Raw genomic sequence first — 13,806 nt, 5'->3', positions numbered from 1 at the left:
GCCGGATTCAAGGCCGGTCGGGTGGGCTAGTACGCCCGGTCCCGCATCCGGCGCCACCACAGCAGGGCGCCGCCGATCAGCAGGATGCCCAGGGCGCCGGCGCCCGCCGAACCGGCGATCAGCGCCGTGTTCCCCATGCCGCCGGACGCCCCGGCCGGCTGGAGCGCGTCACCGAGCTGGCTGCGGACGTCGGTCTCGCCGTCCGTGCCCTTGGCGAGCGGCCCGCGCGAGCCCTCCGTCGGCAGGGCCACGTACGGGAAGGACTTCTCGAAGTCCTTGTCGTTCTTGTCGACCGCGTCGCCCAGGTCGTTCTTCGCGCCCAGCAGTTCGCCCTCGACGACCTGGAGGGAGGCGTCGATCACGTCGTCGGTGAGCCGGCGCCCGTTCGGGAAGCCCGCGTTGTCGCCGTCGAGCACGCCGAGCCGCTTGGGCTTGTCCGTCGGCTCGATCGACGTGTTCAGGCGCAGCATCTCCGAAGGCGTCACGTGCGGCGGCTGGTTGAGGCCCTTCACGCCCTTGAGGAAGACGTCCACCAGGTCGTTGCGCGGCTCGGCGGGCGCCGGGATCTTGTAGATCCCCTCGATGAGCTTCGGCAGCTCCGGGTTGGTGACGTTCTTCAGGAACCTGGCGTCCTCCCAGGGCGAGGACGCGTTGAACCGGTCCTTGTCCTTCAGCGGGTTGACGACCTCGTTGACCAGCGGGCTGCCCAGACGCGAGACCTGCTCGTAGTAGCCCTTGGCGTTCCTGCGCTGGGTCGTCGACCAGATGCCGACGATCGGCTGGTCCGCCGACTCGGTCAGCATGTGGTTCGGGACCTGCAGGGCTATGGAGTTGACGTTGTAGCCCTTGAGGGTGTCGTTGCCGACCTCGGAGAGGTTCCCGCCGTACAGCAGGTCGAAGACCCGCAGGTCCAGGAAGAACGGGTCGTCGGCCTGGCCCGCGAACGTCGAGGTGCCGCCGTGCAGTTCACGCACGGCCTCCCGGCGCAGCTTCGCGTAGTCGGGCATCGACGCCTTGCCGACGTTCGACGGCGCCACCGGGACGTCGTTGGCGATCTTCGTCTTCGACACGAGGTGCTGGTCCTTCAGCTTCAGCAGCTCGATGTCGTACGTCTGCGTGATGTTGAGGTCGGGGTCGTCGAGGCTCTCGACGGGTCCCGTGTTGTAGAGGAACGTCTTCTTGTTCTTCGTGTGCGTGTCGAAGGTGAAGCGGTAGAGCAGCTCGCCCTGCGCGTCCCCGTTGTTGTCGATGTGGATGTCGTACTGGGCGTCCTCCGCGAACGGGAAGAAGTTCGGTCCGCCCGCGGGCTCCTCGAACGGGATCCAGTTCGCCACGATCGTCGTCGTGTCCGGCTTGTCCGGGCTGACGAACGCGTACACGTCCGTGTTGTCGTACTGCGGTGTCCCCGAGATCAGCGGGGCCTCGCGGTGGCTGGAGGCGGAGGCCGCCCCCGGTTCCAGCGCGGTCACACCGGCGGCTGCGAGCCCGCCGGCGGCCAACGCACCGCATACGAGGGTCGCGAGTCCCCTGCGTCCCGCCCCGCTCCTGGAAGTAGGTGTCATGCCGTCCGTCCTCAGTGCCAACTTGCCTGACGCACCGGGATTCGGAGTGGGGGCGGGGCCGGATTGGTCGATCCCGAAAAGAATTTCCGTGCCCCCCGGACCCGCTTTTTCGGCTTCTCGATCCGTAACCCCATCCGGAGGTGTGTCTGTTGCGAAGACCTCGTAGGACGGGACGGCCGAGATGCGGTCTGGCTGGAGGGGGAGACGAGTTGGACGCGGACGAGCTGCTGGTGCTCGTGGCGGGCGGTGACCAGAAGGCGTTCGAAGACCTGTACGGGCTCGTCTCCGGGCCGGTCTACGGACTCGTACGGCGGGTCGTACGCGACCCCGCCCAGTCGGAGGAGGTGGCTCAGGAGGTGCTGCTCGAACTGTGGCGGTCGGCCGCGCGGTTCGACCCGCGGCGCGGCAGCGCCCTGTCCTGGGTCCTCACCCTCGCCCACCGCCGCGCCGTCGACCGGGTGCGCAGCGCCCGCGCCGCCGGCGAGCGCGAGCAGCGCGAGGCCCTGCGCTCCGGACAGCCCGCCTTCGACCATGTCGCCGAGGAGGTCGAGGCCGGCCTCGAGCGCGAGTGGGTGCGCCGCTGCCTCGAACGCCTCACCGCCCTCCAGCGTCAGTCGGTCACCCTGGCCTACTACGACGGCTACACCTACCGTGAGGTCGCCGAGCGGCTGTCCCTGCCGCTGGGCACGGTCAAGACCCGGATGCGCGACGGACTCACCCAGCTGCGCAAGTGCCTGGGAGGAGTCGCGTGAGCTTCGTCGCCCGCCTGCTGAGGCGCGAGGACCTGCACTCCCTCGCCGCCCCCTACGCCCTGGACGCCCTGGAGCGGGCCGAACGGCAGCGTTTCGAGAAGCATCTGAGCACGTGTGAGGTCTGCGCCGCCGAGGTGCGCGCGCTGACCGAGGACGCCGTCCGGCTGGCCTGGTCGACGGCCGCGCCCCCGCCGGCCGCGCTGCGCGAGCGGGTGCTGTCCGCCGTACGGACCCTGCCGCAGGAGGGCGCCGGGGCGCCGGCCCGCGCGCGGACGCCCCAGCTGCCGCCGCACGTGTGGGGCGGCCAGCCGCCGCCGCGCGGCCGTACGGCCCGGCGCCCGCTGTTCGTGCCGTTCGCCACCGCCACCGCCGCCGCGGCACTCGTCGTCGCCTCCCTGTTCGCCGTGCAGGCGAACCAGGCGCGGGACGACCTGGCCGCTCAGCGGGCCCGGGCGAGTGAGATCGCTGACGTTCTGGGCGCGCCCGACGCCCGCGCGGGCACCGGAGAGGACGCGAAGGGCCGACGGATCGGAGTTGTGGCTTCCGCATCGGAGGGGCGCGCGGTCGTCACGCTCAGCGGATACGGAGAACCCCCCGGCGGCCGTGTGCATCAGCTCTGGCTCATGCGCCCCGGCGCGCAACCGCGCTCCCTCGGGCTCTTCGACCGCGACACGCCCCTGATCGCATCCGGTCTGGACGCCTCGTCGACGTCACTCGCGGTGACCGTCGAGCCCGGCGGCGGTTCTCCGCAACCGACCAGCCAGCCCATTGTCCAACTCGCCCTGAAATCGGTCGGATTCGGAGAGTAATCGCCTACGGGTCGTCAACACCCTTACGGGGAAGGTGAATCCTGTGACCGCGATACACGCGTGCTCCACCGGGACGATAGGGTTAACCTGCCCGGGCCGGGTGGACTCGTACGGGTGGGGAGTGACATGGATCAGATAACAGTGCGCAGCAGGGCCAGGGTCCCTGCGATCACCTGCGGGAGCAGCGCGACCAGTTCGCGCCTCGACCGCCATCTCTCGGTGCTGGCGGGACCCGCCGTGCCCCAGCGGGAGGCGGCCGAGGCGACGTCACTGATGCGTGAGCTGACCACGCGGGACACCGTGCACGAGCGCAGCGACCGAACCGCGCGCGTACGCCGCGTCTCGCTCTTCGCCCCGCTGCGCAGGCTCCGTCGCTCGCTGTTCGGCGGACACTGACCCGCACGGGTCACCGCCGAGCGACATCTGCAAGGCCCGTACCCGGCCGGCCCTTCGTCCCGGTGCCGCCGCGCTGTCGCCGCCGTCATCCCCACGGCACCGCGGTGGCGTCCCGGAGTGCCACCCGGGTGCGGGCAGTTCCCCCGGAATTCCACCCCCGCGCTCCCCGGCCCCGTCCTCCCCGTGTCACGGCCCGGCCCCGTCACGGAAGGCGACGGGGCCTTCGCAGTGCCCCCCGCCGAGCCGCTCAGCCCTCGCCGCGCGCGTACCGGCGCACCGCGAGCGGCACGAACACCGCGAGCAGCACCGCGCACCACGCCAGCGAACCGGCGACCGGGTGCGCGACCGGCCAGGCCGCCCCGTCCGGCACCGGCGCGTTCCCGAACAGCTCCCGCAGCGCCGTCGTGACCGCGCTGATCGGGTTCCACTCGGCGATCGTGCGCAGCCACCCCGGCAGCCCGTCGGCCGGGATGTAGGCGTTGGACAGCAGCGGCAGCAGGAACGTCGCCCCGCCCAGCTGCCCCGCCGCCTCCTCGCTGCGCGTGAGCAGCCCCAGGAACACCCCGATCCACGTCATCGCGAACCGGAACAGCAGCAACAGCCCCAGCGCGCCGGCCGCCGCGAGCGCGGACCCCTCGATCCGCCAGCCCACCGCGAGCCCGGTCAGCAGCAGCGGCACCGTCCCCAGCGCCGTCACCACCAGGTCCGCGACCGCCTGTCCGAGCGGGGCCGCCGCCCGGCTCATCGGCAGCGTCCGGAACCGGTCCGTCACCCCGCGGTGCGTGTCCTGCGCGGCCTGGAACATGCCGGTCATGATCCCGTTCGCGGCCGTCGCCACCAGCAGACCGGGCAGCAGGAACGACCGGTACCGCTCGCCCGGCATCGCGAGGGCGCTGCCGAAGACGTACCCGAAGAACAGCAGCATGCTGATCGGCATCGTCTGGGTGAGGATCAGCAGCCCGGGGTTGTTGCGCACCCGCCGCAGCTGCCGGCCCAGCATCGCGCCGCCGTCGTACACCAGTGCGCTCATGCCGCACGCTCCTCGGTCAGGCGGAGGAAGACGTCGTCCAGGGTCGGCGGCCGCAGGCTCGCGTCCACCAGGGCCACGCCCGCCGCGTCGAGCTCCCGGACGAGACGGGGGAGGGTGAGGGTGGCGTCCCGGGTGAGCGCGCCCACGGCCCGCCGCTCGCGGTCGAGCGAGGGCTCGGCGCCGGTGAGCCGGTCCAGTACGGCTGCGGCGTCCACCATCGTGTCCACGTCGCCGACCACCACCTCGACATGCGTGCCCAGGACCGCCTTGAACTGCGCGGGCGAGCCCGTGTGCGCGATCCGCCCCCGGTCCATCAGCGCGATGTCGTCGGCGAGTTGATCCGCCTCCTCCAGATACTGCGTGGTCAGCAGGACGGCCGTGCCCTCCGCGGCCAGCTCCCGCACCGCCTCCCAGATCCGGCCCCGGCTCGCCGGATCGAGCCCGGTCGTGGGCTCGTCCAGGAAGAGCACGTCGGGACGGCGGACGAGGCTCGCCGCGAGGTCGAGGCGGCGGCGCATCCCGCCGGAGTAGGTGGACGCGGGCCGGTCGGCGGCCTCGGTGAGCCCGAAGCGCTCCAGCAGCTCGTCGGCCCGCCCCGCGGGGCCGCGCACCCGGTGCAGGCGGGCGAACAGCCGGAGGTTCTGGCGGCCCGTCAGATCCCCGTCGACGCTGGCGTACTGGCCGGTGACCCCGATGTGGCGGCGCACGGCCGCCGGATCGCGGAGCAGATCGTGCCCGGCGATCCGGGCCGAGCCGGCGTCCGGCCGCAGCAGCGTGGCGAGCAGTCGTACGGCGGTCGTCTTGCCGGCGCCGTTCGGCCCGAGGAGACCGCAGACCGTGCCCCGCGCGACGGCGAGGTCCAGCCCGCGCAGGGCCTCTACCTCCCCGAACCGTTTGCGCAGACCTTCACTAAGTACAGCGTACGTAGAAGTCATGGCCCGACCATAGCGCACTACGTACGGTGTACGTAACTAGGATGGAGGCCGAGGTGATGATCCATGGCCGGCAAGGCGTCCGTACCGAGCGTGATCTGGGCGCGACCCGAGCGGGCGGGACGCGGCCCCCGGCCCGCGTTCACCCGCGCGGACATCGCGGCGGCGGCGGTGCGCCTCGCCGACGAGGGCGGGCTCGACGCCGTCTCCATGCGGCATGTGGCCGCGGAACTCGGCTGCGGCACGATGTCGCTCTACAACTACGTCCCCCGCAAGGAGGACCTGTACGAGCTGATGATCGACGCCATCGGCGCCGAGCACGAGATCCGCGCGCCCTCGGGCGACTGGCGGGCCGACATGATCCGCAACGCGCTGGAGACCCGCGCGATCATGCACCGGCACACCTGGGCGCCCCGGCTGATGTCCGGGGTCTACGGCTTCAGCCCCAACAGCCTGCGCTATCTGGAGCACTGCCTGGACTGCCTGGAACCGCTGGACGTCCCGTACAGCGAGAAGATGGAGCTCGTCGCGCTCCTCAACGGCGTCGTGACGACCTACACGGCGAACGAGATCGCCACGTCCGAGCGCACCCGCTCCATGCCGTGGTCCGAGGAGGAGGAGAACGCCGTCCGCATCGCCTACCTGGGCGGCCAGGTCGCCACGGGCGCCTACCCGAGGCTCGCCGCCGCCTTCATGGAGAGCAGCGGCCCGATCGATCTGGAGGGCGTGTTCCGGCGGGCCCTGGAACGGGTGCTGGACGCCTTCGACCCCGCCCGCTGAGGCCTCAGATCAGCGCGAGCTGACCCTCCGGGCCCTCCTCCTGCCCCTCCAGCACCGACGCCGGCCGGCGGGCCGTGTGCGGGACCGGCAGCACGCCGGCCGTCCGCAGATCCGCCGCCGTGACCGTGGACTCCCAGTCGTCGCCCAGCGGCTCGGCTTCCGCCAGCAGGGCCAGGACCGTGATGAGTTCGAGCAGTTCCGAGGTCCACTCCCGCGGCCAGGCCGCCGGACGGATCGCGGCCAGGGTGCCCGGTTCCGGGACGGCCGTACGCGCCGCGAACCACTGCTCCAGCACCCGCTCCCCGCCCACTGTGAAGTCCCAGGCGGACGCCGGCACCGGCGACACGCGGCCCTCGCCGAGCGACAGGACCTCCTCGGCGCGGTCGTACTCCAGGGCCGGCGGCCGGGGCGGCAGGGGAGCGCGCACGTACGGGCGGCGGCCACCGGGCAGCTTGGGGCGGTCGCCGTCGCGGCGCAGCAGCCACAGGAGCCGCCGGCCCGCCCGCACCCCGCGCGCCCACAGCCCGGGGTCGTCGGTGAGCGGCACCCGCAGGTCCGGGCGGACGGCCGCGAACGTCCAGGCGAGCACGTCGAACGGCTCGACCGGGACACCGAGGCGGCCTTCGAGGTACGGCAGCAGACCCGGCGCCAGATTGGGTTCCGTGCCGTGCGGGCGCCGGTAGAGCGGGCGGACGCGGCCCGGCCGGACCAGGGGGAGCAGCGAGGTCGCCAGCAGGCCCGTCTCCGGGCTCTCCACGACGAACACCTGGCGTGCGTCCGCCACCCGCCACAGCTCCGGGCGGGCGGCGTCGATCAGCCGGTGGTCGGGGATCAGCCACTGCTCGTCGAAGGGGGCGGCCAGCACCCGCACCGGCTCCGGGCAGGGACCGGAGGCGCGCAGCAGCTTGCCGGTGCCGGTGGACTGGCCGGGCAGCTGGGCGGCCGCCGAGTGCAGGGTGCGCGAGCGGGTCGGCTCGAGCAGGGCCTCCCGGTCGGGGCCCTCGGCCTTCACGAACGCGTCCCAACGGGCCTTCAGGGACGCCGCGTCGGGGCCCGCCGGCCAGCCCCGGCCGAGCCGCGGCGGTGCGACGGACCACGGCATGAGGTCCGCCAGCGGCGGAGCGTCGTCGTGCGTCACGCCCGGCATCGTACGGCCTGGAGGCCGCCCGGGGGTCAGGTGGCCTCCAGGGTCACCGTGAAGGAGAAGCGGTCGCCGCGGTAGTGGATGACGGCCGCGTCCAGCACCCGGCCGCCCGCGTCGTAGGTCACTCCGGTGTAGTGCAGGATCGGGCTGAGCAGCGGGACCTGGAGCAGCCTCGCCGTCTCCGGGTCGGCGAGCCGGGCCTCCACGGTGTCCGTGATCCGGCTGATGTCCGCCCCGACGACGTCCCGCAGCACCTTGGTCATCGGCCAGCGCAGCAGGTCGTCCGGGTCGATGCGCGCGGCCAGTTCGGGACGGACGTAGTTGCGGGCGTGGTTGGTCGGCTCGCCCGTCGTCCCGTCGCTGCGGAGCCGGTGGTACGCCGCCACCTCGTCGAGGTCCGGGAAGTGCTCGGCGACCTCGGCCGGCACCGGGGCCGGGCCGTGCTCCAGCAGTTCGGCCGTCATGCCGGACTGCTGGGCCACGATCGCGTCCACCGAGCCGAGCAGCCGCACCGGGGCGCTCCGGCGGGCGTCCGGCTCGATGAAGGTGCCGCGCCGCCGGTGCCGGGTGATCAGTCCCTCGTCCTCCAGCTCCTTCAGGGCCTGGCGCATCGTCAGCACGCTCACGCCGTAGTGCTCCGCGAGCTGCTCCTCGGTGGGCAGGCGCAACGGGTCCTGCGGCCGGCGGCCCAGTATGGAGGCGCGCAGCGACTGCGACACCTGGTACCAGAGCGGCAGTTTGCGGTTCAGGACGATGGAGTCCGGGGCGAAGGGGGTCACGGGCTATCCGTACCTTCCGCGGATCGGTCAGCGCAACGGACGGAAGTGACGCTCCAGGCCGTCCCAGACGTCGTCGTACCGCCGCTGCAGGTGCTCGGCGCCGGCCGCCTGCGGGGTGAGCGTCACCGGCCAGCGGGTCTCGAACATGAACGCGAGACCGTCGTCGATCTTCTGCGGCCTCAGCTCGGCGGCGCTCGCGCGGTCGAACGTCTCCCGGTCCGGGCCGTGCGCGGACATCATGTTGTGCAGCGAGCCGCCGCCCGGCACGAAGCCCTCCGCCTTCGCGTCGTAGGCACCCTCGACGAGCCCCATGTACTCGCTCATCACGTTCCGGTGGAAGTACGGCGGCCGGAAGGTGTCCTCGCCGACCAGCCAGCGCGGCGCGAAGACCACGAAGTCGACGCCCGCCAGGCCGGGGGTGTCCGACGGGGACGTCAGCACGGTGAAGATCGACGGGTCGGGGTGGTCGTAGGAGATGGTGCCGATCACATTGAAACGGCGCAGATCGTAGATGTAGGGCACATGGTTGCCGTGCCAGGCGACCACGTCGAGGGGGGAGTGGTCGTAGGTCGCGGTCCACAGGTTCCCGCAGAACTTGTTCACCACCTCCACCGGGCCCTCGGTGTCCTCGTAGGCGGCCACCGGCGCCTTGAAGTCCCGCGCGTTCGCGAGGCCGTTGGCGCCGATCGGGCCCAGGTCGGGCAGCTGGAACGGCGCGCCATAGTTCTCGCACACATAGCCCCGGGCGGAGTCGTCCAGCAGCTCCACACGGAAGCGCACCCCGCGAGGGATCAGCGCGATGTGTCCCGGCTCCACATGCAGCAGCCCGAACTCGGTGCGCAGCAGCAGCCCTCCGCGCTCCGGGACGATGAGCAGCTCGCCGTCGGCGTCGCTGAACACCCGGTCCATCGAGGCGTTGGCGTGGTAGAGGTGCACGGCCATCCCGGCGCGCTGGGTCGCGTCGCCGTTGCCGCCGAGCGTCCACAGGCCGGCCAGGAAGTCGGTGCCCGGCTCCGGGTCGGGCAGCGGGTTCCAGCGCAGCCGGTTCGGGTCCGGCACCGTCTCGGTGAAGGGCGCCGTGCGGAGGGCGCCGTTGCCGGTGCGGGTGAACGCCGGGTGCTGGGCGGAGGGGCGGATGCGGTAGAGCCACGAGCGGCGGTTGTGCGCCCGCGGCTCGGTGAACGCCGAACCGCTCAGCTGCTCCGCGTACAGGCCCAGCGGGGCGCGCTGGGGGGAGTTGCGGCCCTCGGGCAGGGCGCCCGGCACCGCCTCCGAGCTGTGCTCGTTGCCGAACCCCGTCAGATAGGTCAGGCCCTCGGCGGTCTTCCGCGCGTCCCCGCTCATGCTCGCTCCCTCGCGATCCGATTCCTATGCTTCACCGTAGGATTGCGATTTCCCGTGCGCAAGAGATCGGCCCGACTCGTCCGGGAGGATCCGCGGGGCGACGGCCCGCCTACGCCGCGAGGCGGACACGGACCCGACTCAAGGTGGATCCCCGCTGTCAGACCCGTGTTCTAGTCTCCGGGCATGTCGTGGACACGGTCCCTCTCCGCGGCCCTCGCGGCCGCCCTCCTGCTGGCCGGATCGGCCGCCTGCGGCTCCGGCACGCCCGGAGGGCAGGACGGCATCGCCTCCTCGCCCGTCGGCAAGGTCCTGGACGACACGGACGGCGACGGCCGGCACTACCGCGACGTCGGGGAGAAGGACGCCCCCGGTGTCGGCATCGAGGTGCAGCCCGACCCGGCCCGCGCCGGCGACTGGGACGTCCGGCTGACCCTGCGCAACTTCCGCTTCTCGCCCGCGGGCACCAGCGGCGAGCCGGCCGCCGGGCGGGGCATGGCCCACCTCCTCGTGGACGGCCGTCTCGTCACCGAGCTGCGCACCGACCGGTACCGCATCCCCGCCTCCCTCGTCCCGCGCGGCACCCACCAGGTCACCGTCCGGCTCTACGCCGACGACGGCACGGTGTGGGCCGTGGGCGACGAGCCCGTCGAGCGGACGGCCGACATCACCGCGTCCGAGGCGGAGGCGACGGGCAGCCCGGCCCCGTGACGGGGTGCTCCGGGCGCCCGGGGGCCGATGTTCACCGGGGCGTGCGCCAGGGGCATCATGGGGGCGTGCCCCATCCCGCATCGCTCCGCCGGGCGCCCGTGCAGCGGCGCAGCGCCGAACGGCTCACCAGGATCCTGGACGCCTGCGCCGACCTCCTCGACGAGGTCGGCTACGACGACCTGAGCACCCGGGCCGTCGCCCAGCGCGCGGGCGTCCCCATCGGCTCGGTCTACCGGTTCTTCGGCAACAAACGCCAGATGGCCGACGCCCTGGCCGCACGCAACCTGGAGCGCTACAGCGCCCGTGTCACCGAGCGCCTGAAGGGGGCCGGCGGCGGAGGCTGGCAGGGCGCGCTGGACGCCCTCCTCGACGAGTACGTCGCCATGAAGCGCACCGCGCCCGGGTTCTCCCTCGTCGACTTCGGCAACCAGATCCCGGTCGGCACCCGGGGCGAGCCCAACCGCCGCGTCGCCGACCGGCTCACCGACCTGCTCGCCGGCCACCTCGGCCAGGAACCGGACGACGACCTGCGCCGGACCTTCCTCGTCGCCGTGGAGACCGCCGACACCCTGGTCCACCTCGCCTTCCGGATGGCACCGGAGGGCGACGAGCGGATCCTCGAGGAGGCGCGGGAGCTGCTGGGGGCGTATCTCGGCCGCGTCCTGGACTGACGGCTGCCCCTCAGGGCCGCCGCCCGGCTCGACGGCTCCCTGACGTGGGGCTGGCGCCGGGTGTGGGGGGTCGCCGCCGTGGGTGCGATGGCTGGCGCCGGGCGTGGGGGTTTCCCGCCGTGGGTGCGATGGCTGCTGCCCGGCTCGACGGTTCCCCGCCGTGGGTGCGGTGGCTGCTGCCCGGCCCGACGGTTCCCCGCCGTGGGTGCGGTGGCTGACGCCGGGCCCGGGGGTTTCCCGCCGTGGGTCCGTGGCTGCTGCCCGGCCCGACGGTTCCCCGCCGTGGCTCCGACGGCTCCCCGTCGTCGGCCCGACGGCCCCCGCCCGGCTCGACGGTTCCCCGTCGTGGGCTCGACGGCTGCCGCCCGGCCCAGGGGCTCCCCGTCGTCGGCCCGACGGCCCCCGCCCGGCTCGACGGCTCCCCGTCGTCGGCCCGACGGTTCCCCGTCGTCGGCCCGACGCCCACCGCCCCGCCCAAAGGCTCCCCAGCATGCGTACCGGTCGGTATGCTCGGCATACGGCGGGGCGCACCGCCGCCGTCACCCACCCCGGGAGGACCCGTGTCCCGCACCGCACTGCGCATCTGCCCCCTGTGCGAGGCCACCTGCGGCCTGACGCTCACGATCGAGGGGACCGAGGTCACCGGCGCCCGCGGCGACCGCGACGACGTCTTCAGCAAGGGGTTCATCTGCCCCAAGGGCGCCGCCTTCGGAGCCGTCGACGCCGACCCCGACCGGCTGCGCGCCCCGCTCGTGCGCCGGGACGGCGTCCTGCGCGAGGCCACCTGGGAGGAGGCCTTCGACGCCGTGGCCGCCGGCCTGCGCGCGGTCGTCGACCGGGACGGACCGGACGCCGTGGGCGTCGTGCTCGGCAACCCCAACGTGCACACCATGGCCGGCGCCCTCTACCCGCCGGTCCTCCTCGCCGGCCTGCGCACCCGCAGCCTGTTCACCGCCTCCACGGTCGACCAGATGCCCAAGCACGTCTCCAGCGGACTCCTCTACGGCGACGCCAACGCGATCCCCGTACCGGACCTCGACCACACGTCGCACCTGCTGCTGATCGGGGCCAACCCGCTGGAGTCCAACGGCAGTCTGTGCACCGCCCCCGACTTCCCCGGCCGGCTGAAGGCCCTCAAGGCGCGCGGCGGCACCCTCACCGTCGTCGACCCGCGCCGCACCCGCACCGCCCGGCTCGCCGACCGGCACATCGCCATCCGGCCCGGCACGGACGCGCTGCTCCTCGCGGCCCTCGCGCACACCCTCTTCGAGGAGGACCTCGCCGACCTGGGAGACCTCGCCCCGCACCTCCAGGGTCTCGCTGAACTCCGCGACGCGCTGCGGGACTTCACCCCCGAGGCGGTCGCCGAGGCGTGCGACGTGGACGCCGGCACCATCCGGACCCTCGCCCGTGAGCTCGCCGCCGCCCCCACCGCCGCCGTCTACGGGCGCATCGGCAGCTGCACCGTCCCGCACGGCACCCTCGCCAGCTGGCTCGTGGACGTCTGCACCCTCCTCACCGGCAACCTCGACCGTCCCGGCGGCGCCCTCTTCCCGCAGGCCGCCACCGACCGCACGCCCCGCCCCGCCGGACCGGGCCGCGGCTTCGCGCTCGGACGCTGGCGCTCCCGGGTGAGCGGCCACCCCGAGGCCAAGGGCGAACTGCCGCTCTCCGCGCTCGCCGAGGAGATCGACACCGCCACCGGCGAGGGCACGCCCGTCCGTGCCCTGATCGCCGTCGCCGCCAACCCCGTCCTCTCCGCGCCCGACGGCGACCGCCTCGACAAGGCCCTGGACTCCCTGGAGTTCATGGTCAGCGTCGACCCCTACCTCAACGAGACCTCCCGGCACGCGCACGTGGTCCTCCCGCCGCCCCCGCCGTCGCAGAGCCCGCACCACGACTTCGCCTTCAACACCCTCGCCGTGCGCAACCAGGTCCGCTACACCCGGCCCGCGGTCCCGCTGGAGCCCGGACGCATGGCCGAGACCGAGATCATGGCCCGGCTGGTCCTGGCCGCGACCGGCCTGCACGGCACCGACCCCTCCGCCGTGGACGACATGGTGATCGGGCAGACACTCGGCAAGGCCGTCACCGAACCGCACTCCCCGGTCCACGGCCGCGACCCGCGCGACCTCGCCGGCCGGCTCACCGGCGTCAACGGCCCCGAGCGGCGCCTCGACATGATGCTGCGCCTCGGCCCGTACGGCGACGGCTTCGGCGCCCGCCCGGACGGGCTCACCCTGGAGCGGCTCCTCGCGCACCCGCACGGCATCGACCTCGGGCCCCTCGCCTCCCGGCTGCCGCAGCCGCTGAAGACCGCCAGCGGCAAGGTGGAGCTGCTGCCCGGCCCCATCGCGGGCGACCTGCCCCGGCTCAGGCAGGCCCTGCGCGACCGCCCCGACGGGCTCGTCCTGGTCGGCCGCCGGCATCTGCGCTCCAACAACAGCTGGATGCACAACGTGCCCGCCCTCACCGGCGGTTCCAACCGCTGCACCCTGCACATCCACCCCGACGACGCCGAACGCCTCGGCGTCCGCGACGGGGCGCCCGTACGCCTCAAGGGCGCCGGGGGAGAGGTGACCGCGCCCGCCGAGGTCACCGACGCCGTGCGCCCCGGCGTGGTGAGCCTGCCGCACGGCTGGGGCCACGACCGCCCCGGCACCCGGCTCGGCCACGCCTCCGCCGACCCCGGCGTCAACGTCAACCAGCTCCTCGACGGCCGCGCGCTTGACCCGCTGTCCGGCAACGCGGTGCTCAACGGCGTGCCCGTCGAGGTGTCCCCGGTGGCCGAAACGATCAGCGCGCTGACCTGAGCAAAGCTCTGACCTGGAGTTCTGCGCTTATTGCTCGCATGTCAACGTCTTGTTAACGCCGTTCGGCGGGACCTAACGTCCAACGC

At 73.3% G+C, this 13,806-nt stretch carries 13 protein-coding genes; 7 read left to right on the top strand and 6 right to left on the bottom strand.

From position 1 onward, the window contains the following. Nucleotides 1-26: 26 nt before the first annotated feature. Complete coding sequence (locus F8R89_RS07665) at nt 27-1,562, bottom strand: DUF4331 domain-containing protein (RefSeq protein ID WP_151783250.1); 1,536 nt, start codon at nt 1,560-1,562, stop codon at nt 27-29. 209 nt (nt 1,563-1,771) lie between these two features. Here F8R89_RS07665 and F8R89_RS07660 point away from each other — a divergent pair, with 209 nt between their 5' ends. From F8R89_RS07660 to F8R89_RS07650, 3 genes are all read left to right on the top strand, one after another. Beyond that, nucleotides 1,772-2,314, top strand: a complete 543-nt coding sequence (locus F8R89_RS07660; protein WP_062670759.1) for a sigma-70 family RNA polymerase sigma factor — start codon at nt 1,772-1,774, stop codon at nt 2,312-2,314. Then, entirely contained in the window at nt 2,311-3,123 is an 813-nt protein-coding gene (locus F8R89_RS07655; protein ID WP_151783249.1) for an anti-sigma factor domain-containing protein, read from the top strand. Before F8R89_RS07660 ends, F8R89_RS07655 begins: the two co-directional genes overlap by 4 nt. A gap of 126 nt (nt 3,124-3,249) precedes the next feature. Continuing rightward, nucleotides 3,250-3,519 carry a hypothetical protein gene (locus F8R89_RS07650; RefSeq protein ID WP_151783248.1) on the top strand — a complete coding sequence of 90 codons (270 nt, stop codon included), beginning with the start codon at nt 3,250-3,252 and terminating at the stop codon, nt 3,517-3,519. A gap of 247 nt (nt 3,520-3,766) precedes the next feature. Here the strand turns inward: F8R89_RS07650 and F8R89_RS07645 are convergent, their stop codons facing one another. After that, entirely contained in the window at nt 3,767-4,549 is a 783-nt protein-coding gene (locus tag F8R89_RS07645) for an ABC transporter permease (protein WP_151783247.1), read from the bottom strand. Next, a complete protein-coding gene (locus tag F8R89_RS07640) occupies nt 4,546-5,484 on the bottom strand; it encodes an ATP-binding cassette domain-containing protein (RefSeq protein WP_151783246.1) in 939 nt (312 codons plus the stop codon). Before F8R89_RS07640 ends, F8R89_RS07645 begins: the two co-directional genes overlap by 4 nt. Nucleotides 5,485-5,547: 63 nt before the next feature. Between F8R89_RS07640 and F8R89_RS07635 the strand changes: the two genes are divergently transcribed. Continuing rightward, nucleotides 5,548-6,261, top strand: a complete 714-nt coding sequence (locus F8R89_RS07635; RefSeq protein WP_151783245.1) for a TetR/AcrR family transcriptional regulator — start codon at nt 5,548-5,550, stop codon at nt 6,259-6,261. Between the two features lie 4 nt (nt 6,262-6,265). Here the strand turns inward: F8R89_RS07635 and F8R89_RS07630 are convergent, their stop codons facing one another. The 3 genes from F8R89_RS07630 to hmgA are packed head-to-tail and all read right to left on the bottom strand — an operon-like array spanning nt 6,266 to nt 9,528. Continuing rightward, nucleotides 6,266-7,408, bottom strand: a complete 1,143-nt coding sequence (locus F8R89_RS07630) for a type ISP restriction/modification enzyme (protein WP_151783244.1) — start codon at nt 7,406-7,408, stop codon at nt 6,266-6,268. 26 nt (nt 7,409-7,434) lie between these two features. Then, nucleotides 7,435-8,184, bottom strand: a complete 750-nt coding sequence (locus tag F8R89_RS07625) for a GntR family transcriptional regulator (RefSeq protein WP_151783243.1) — start codon at nt 8,182-8,184, stop codon at nt 7,435-7,437. A 27-nt stretch (nt 8,185-8,211) separates the two neighbouring features. Next, nucleotides 8,212-9,528 carry a homogentisate 1,2-dioxygenase gene (gene hmgA / locus F8R89_RS07620; RefSeq protein ID WP_151783242.1) on the bottom strand — a complete coding sequence of 439 codons (1,317 nt, stop codon included), beginning with the start codon at nt 9,526-9,528 and terminating at the stop codon, nt 8,212-8,214. 183 nt (nt 9,529-9,711) lie between these two features. Between hmgA and F8R89_RS07615 the strand changes: the two genes are divergently transcribed. The 3 genes from F8R89_RS07615 to F8R89_RS07605 all read left to right on the top strand — a co-directional run bounded on the left by F8R89_RS07615 (nt 9,712) and on the right by F8R89_RS07605 (nt 13,720). After that, entirely contained in the window at nt 9,712-10,236 is a 525-nt protein-coding gene (locus F8R89_RS07615; RefSeq protein ID WP_151783241.1) for a hypothetical protein, read from the top strand. A 65-nt stretch (nt 10,237-10,301) separates the two neighbouring features. Further along, nucleotides 10,302-10,907: a TetR/AcrR family transcriptional regulator gene (locus F8R89_RS07610; RefSeq protein ID WP_151783240.1), complete on the top strand. Its 606-nt coding sequence runs from the start codon at nt 10,302-10,304 to the stop codon at nt 10,905-10,907. A 560-nt stretch (nt 10,908-11,467) separates the two neighbouring features. Continuing rightward, on the top strand, nt 11,468-13,720 hold the full coding sequence (locus tag F8R89_RS07605; protein ID WP_151783239.1) for a molybdopterin oxidoreductase family protein: 2,253 nt from the start codon (nt 11,468-11,470) through the stop codon (nt 13,718-13,720). Nucleotides 13,721-13,806 lie beyond the last annotated feature (86 nt).

This window comes from Streptomyces sp. SS1-1 (assembly GCF_008973465.1).
In the GTDB taxonomy this organism is placed as follows: Bacteria; Actinomycetota; Actinomycetes; order Streptomycetales; family Streptomycetaceae; genus Streptomyces.
Note: the sequence above shows the minus strand (reverse complement) of the source record. Positions and strands in the feature narration are given on the sequence as shown.

What these genes read in the sequence shown, in the direction of transcription:
- F8R89_RS07650 (WP_151783248.1), top strand. Translation starts at nt 3,250, where the DNA reads ATGGATCAGATAACAGTGCGCAGCAGGGCCAGGGTCCCTGCGATCACC.
- F8R89_RS07630 (WP_151783244.1), bottom strand. Translation starts at nt 7,408, where the DNA reads ATGCCGGGCGTGACGCACGACGACGCTCCGCCGCTGGCGGACCTCATG.
- F8R89_RS07645 (WP_151783247.1), bottom strand. Translation starts at nt 4,549, where the DNA reads ATGAGCGCACTGGTGTACGACGGCGGCGCGATGCTGGGCCGGCAGCTG.
- F8R89_RS07665 (WP_151783250.1), bottom strand. Translation starts at nt 1,562, where the DNA reads ATGACACCTACTTCCAGGAGCGGGGCGGGACGCAGGGGACTCGCGACC.
- F8R89_RS07635 (WP_151783245.1), top strand. Translation starts at nt 5,548, where the DNA reads ATGGCCGGCAAGGCGTCCGTACCGAGCGTGATCTGGGCGCGACCCGAG.
- F8R89_RS07615 (WP_151783241.1), top strand. Translation starts at nt 9,712, where the DNA reads ATGTCGTGGACACGGTCCCTCTCCGCGGCCCTCGCGGCCGCCCTCCTG.
- F8R89_RS07640 (WP_151783246.1), bottom strand. Translation starts at nt 5,484, where the DNA reads ATGACTTCTACGTACGCTGTACTTAGTGAAGGTCTGCGCAAACGGTTC.
- hmgA (WP_151783242.1), bottom strand. Translation starts at nt 9,528, where the DNA reads ATGAGCGGGGACGCGCGGAAGACCGCCGAGGGCCTGACCTATCTGACG.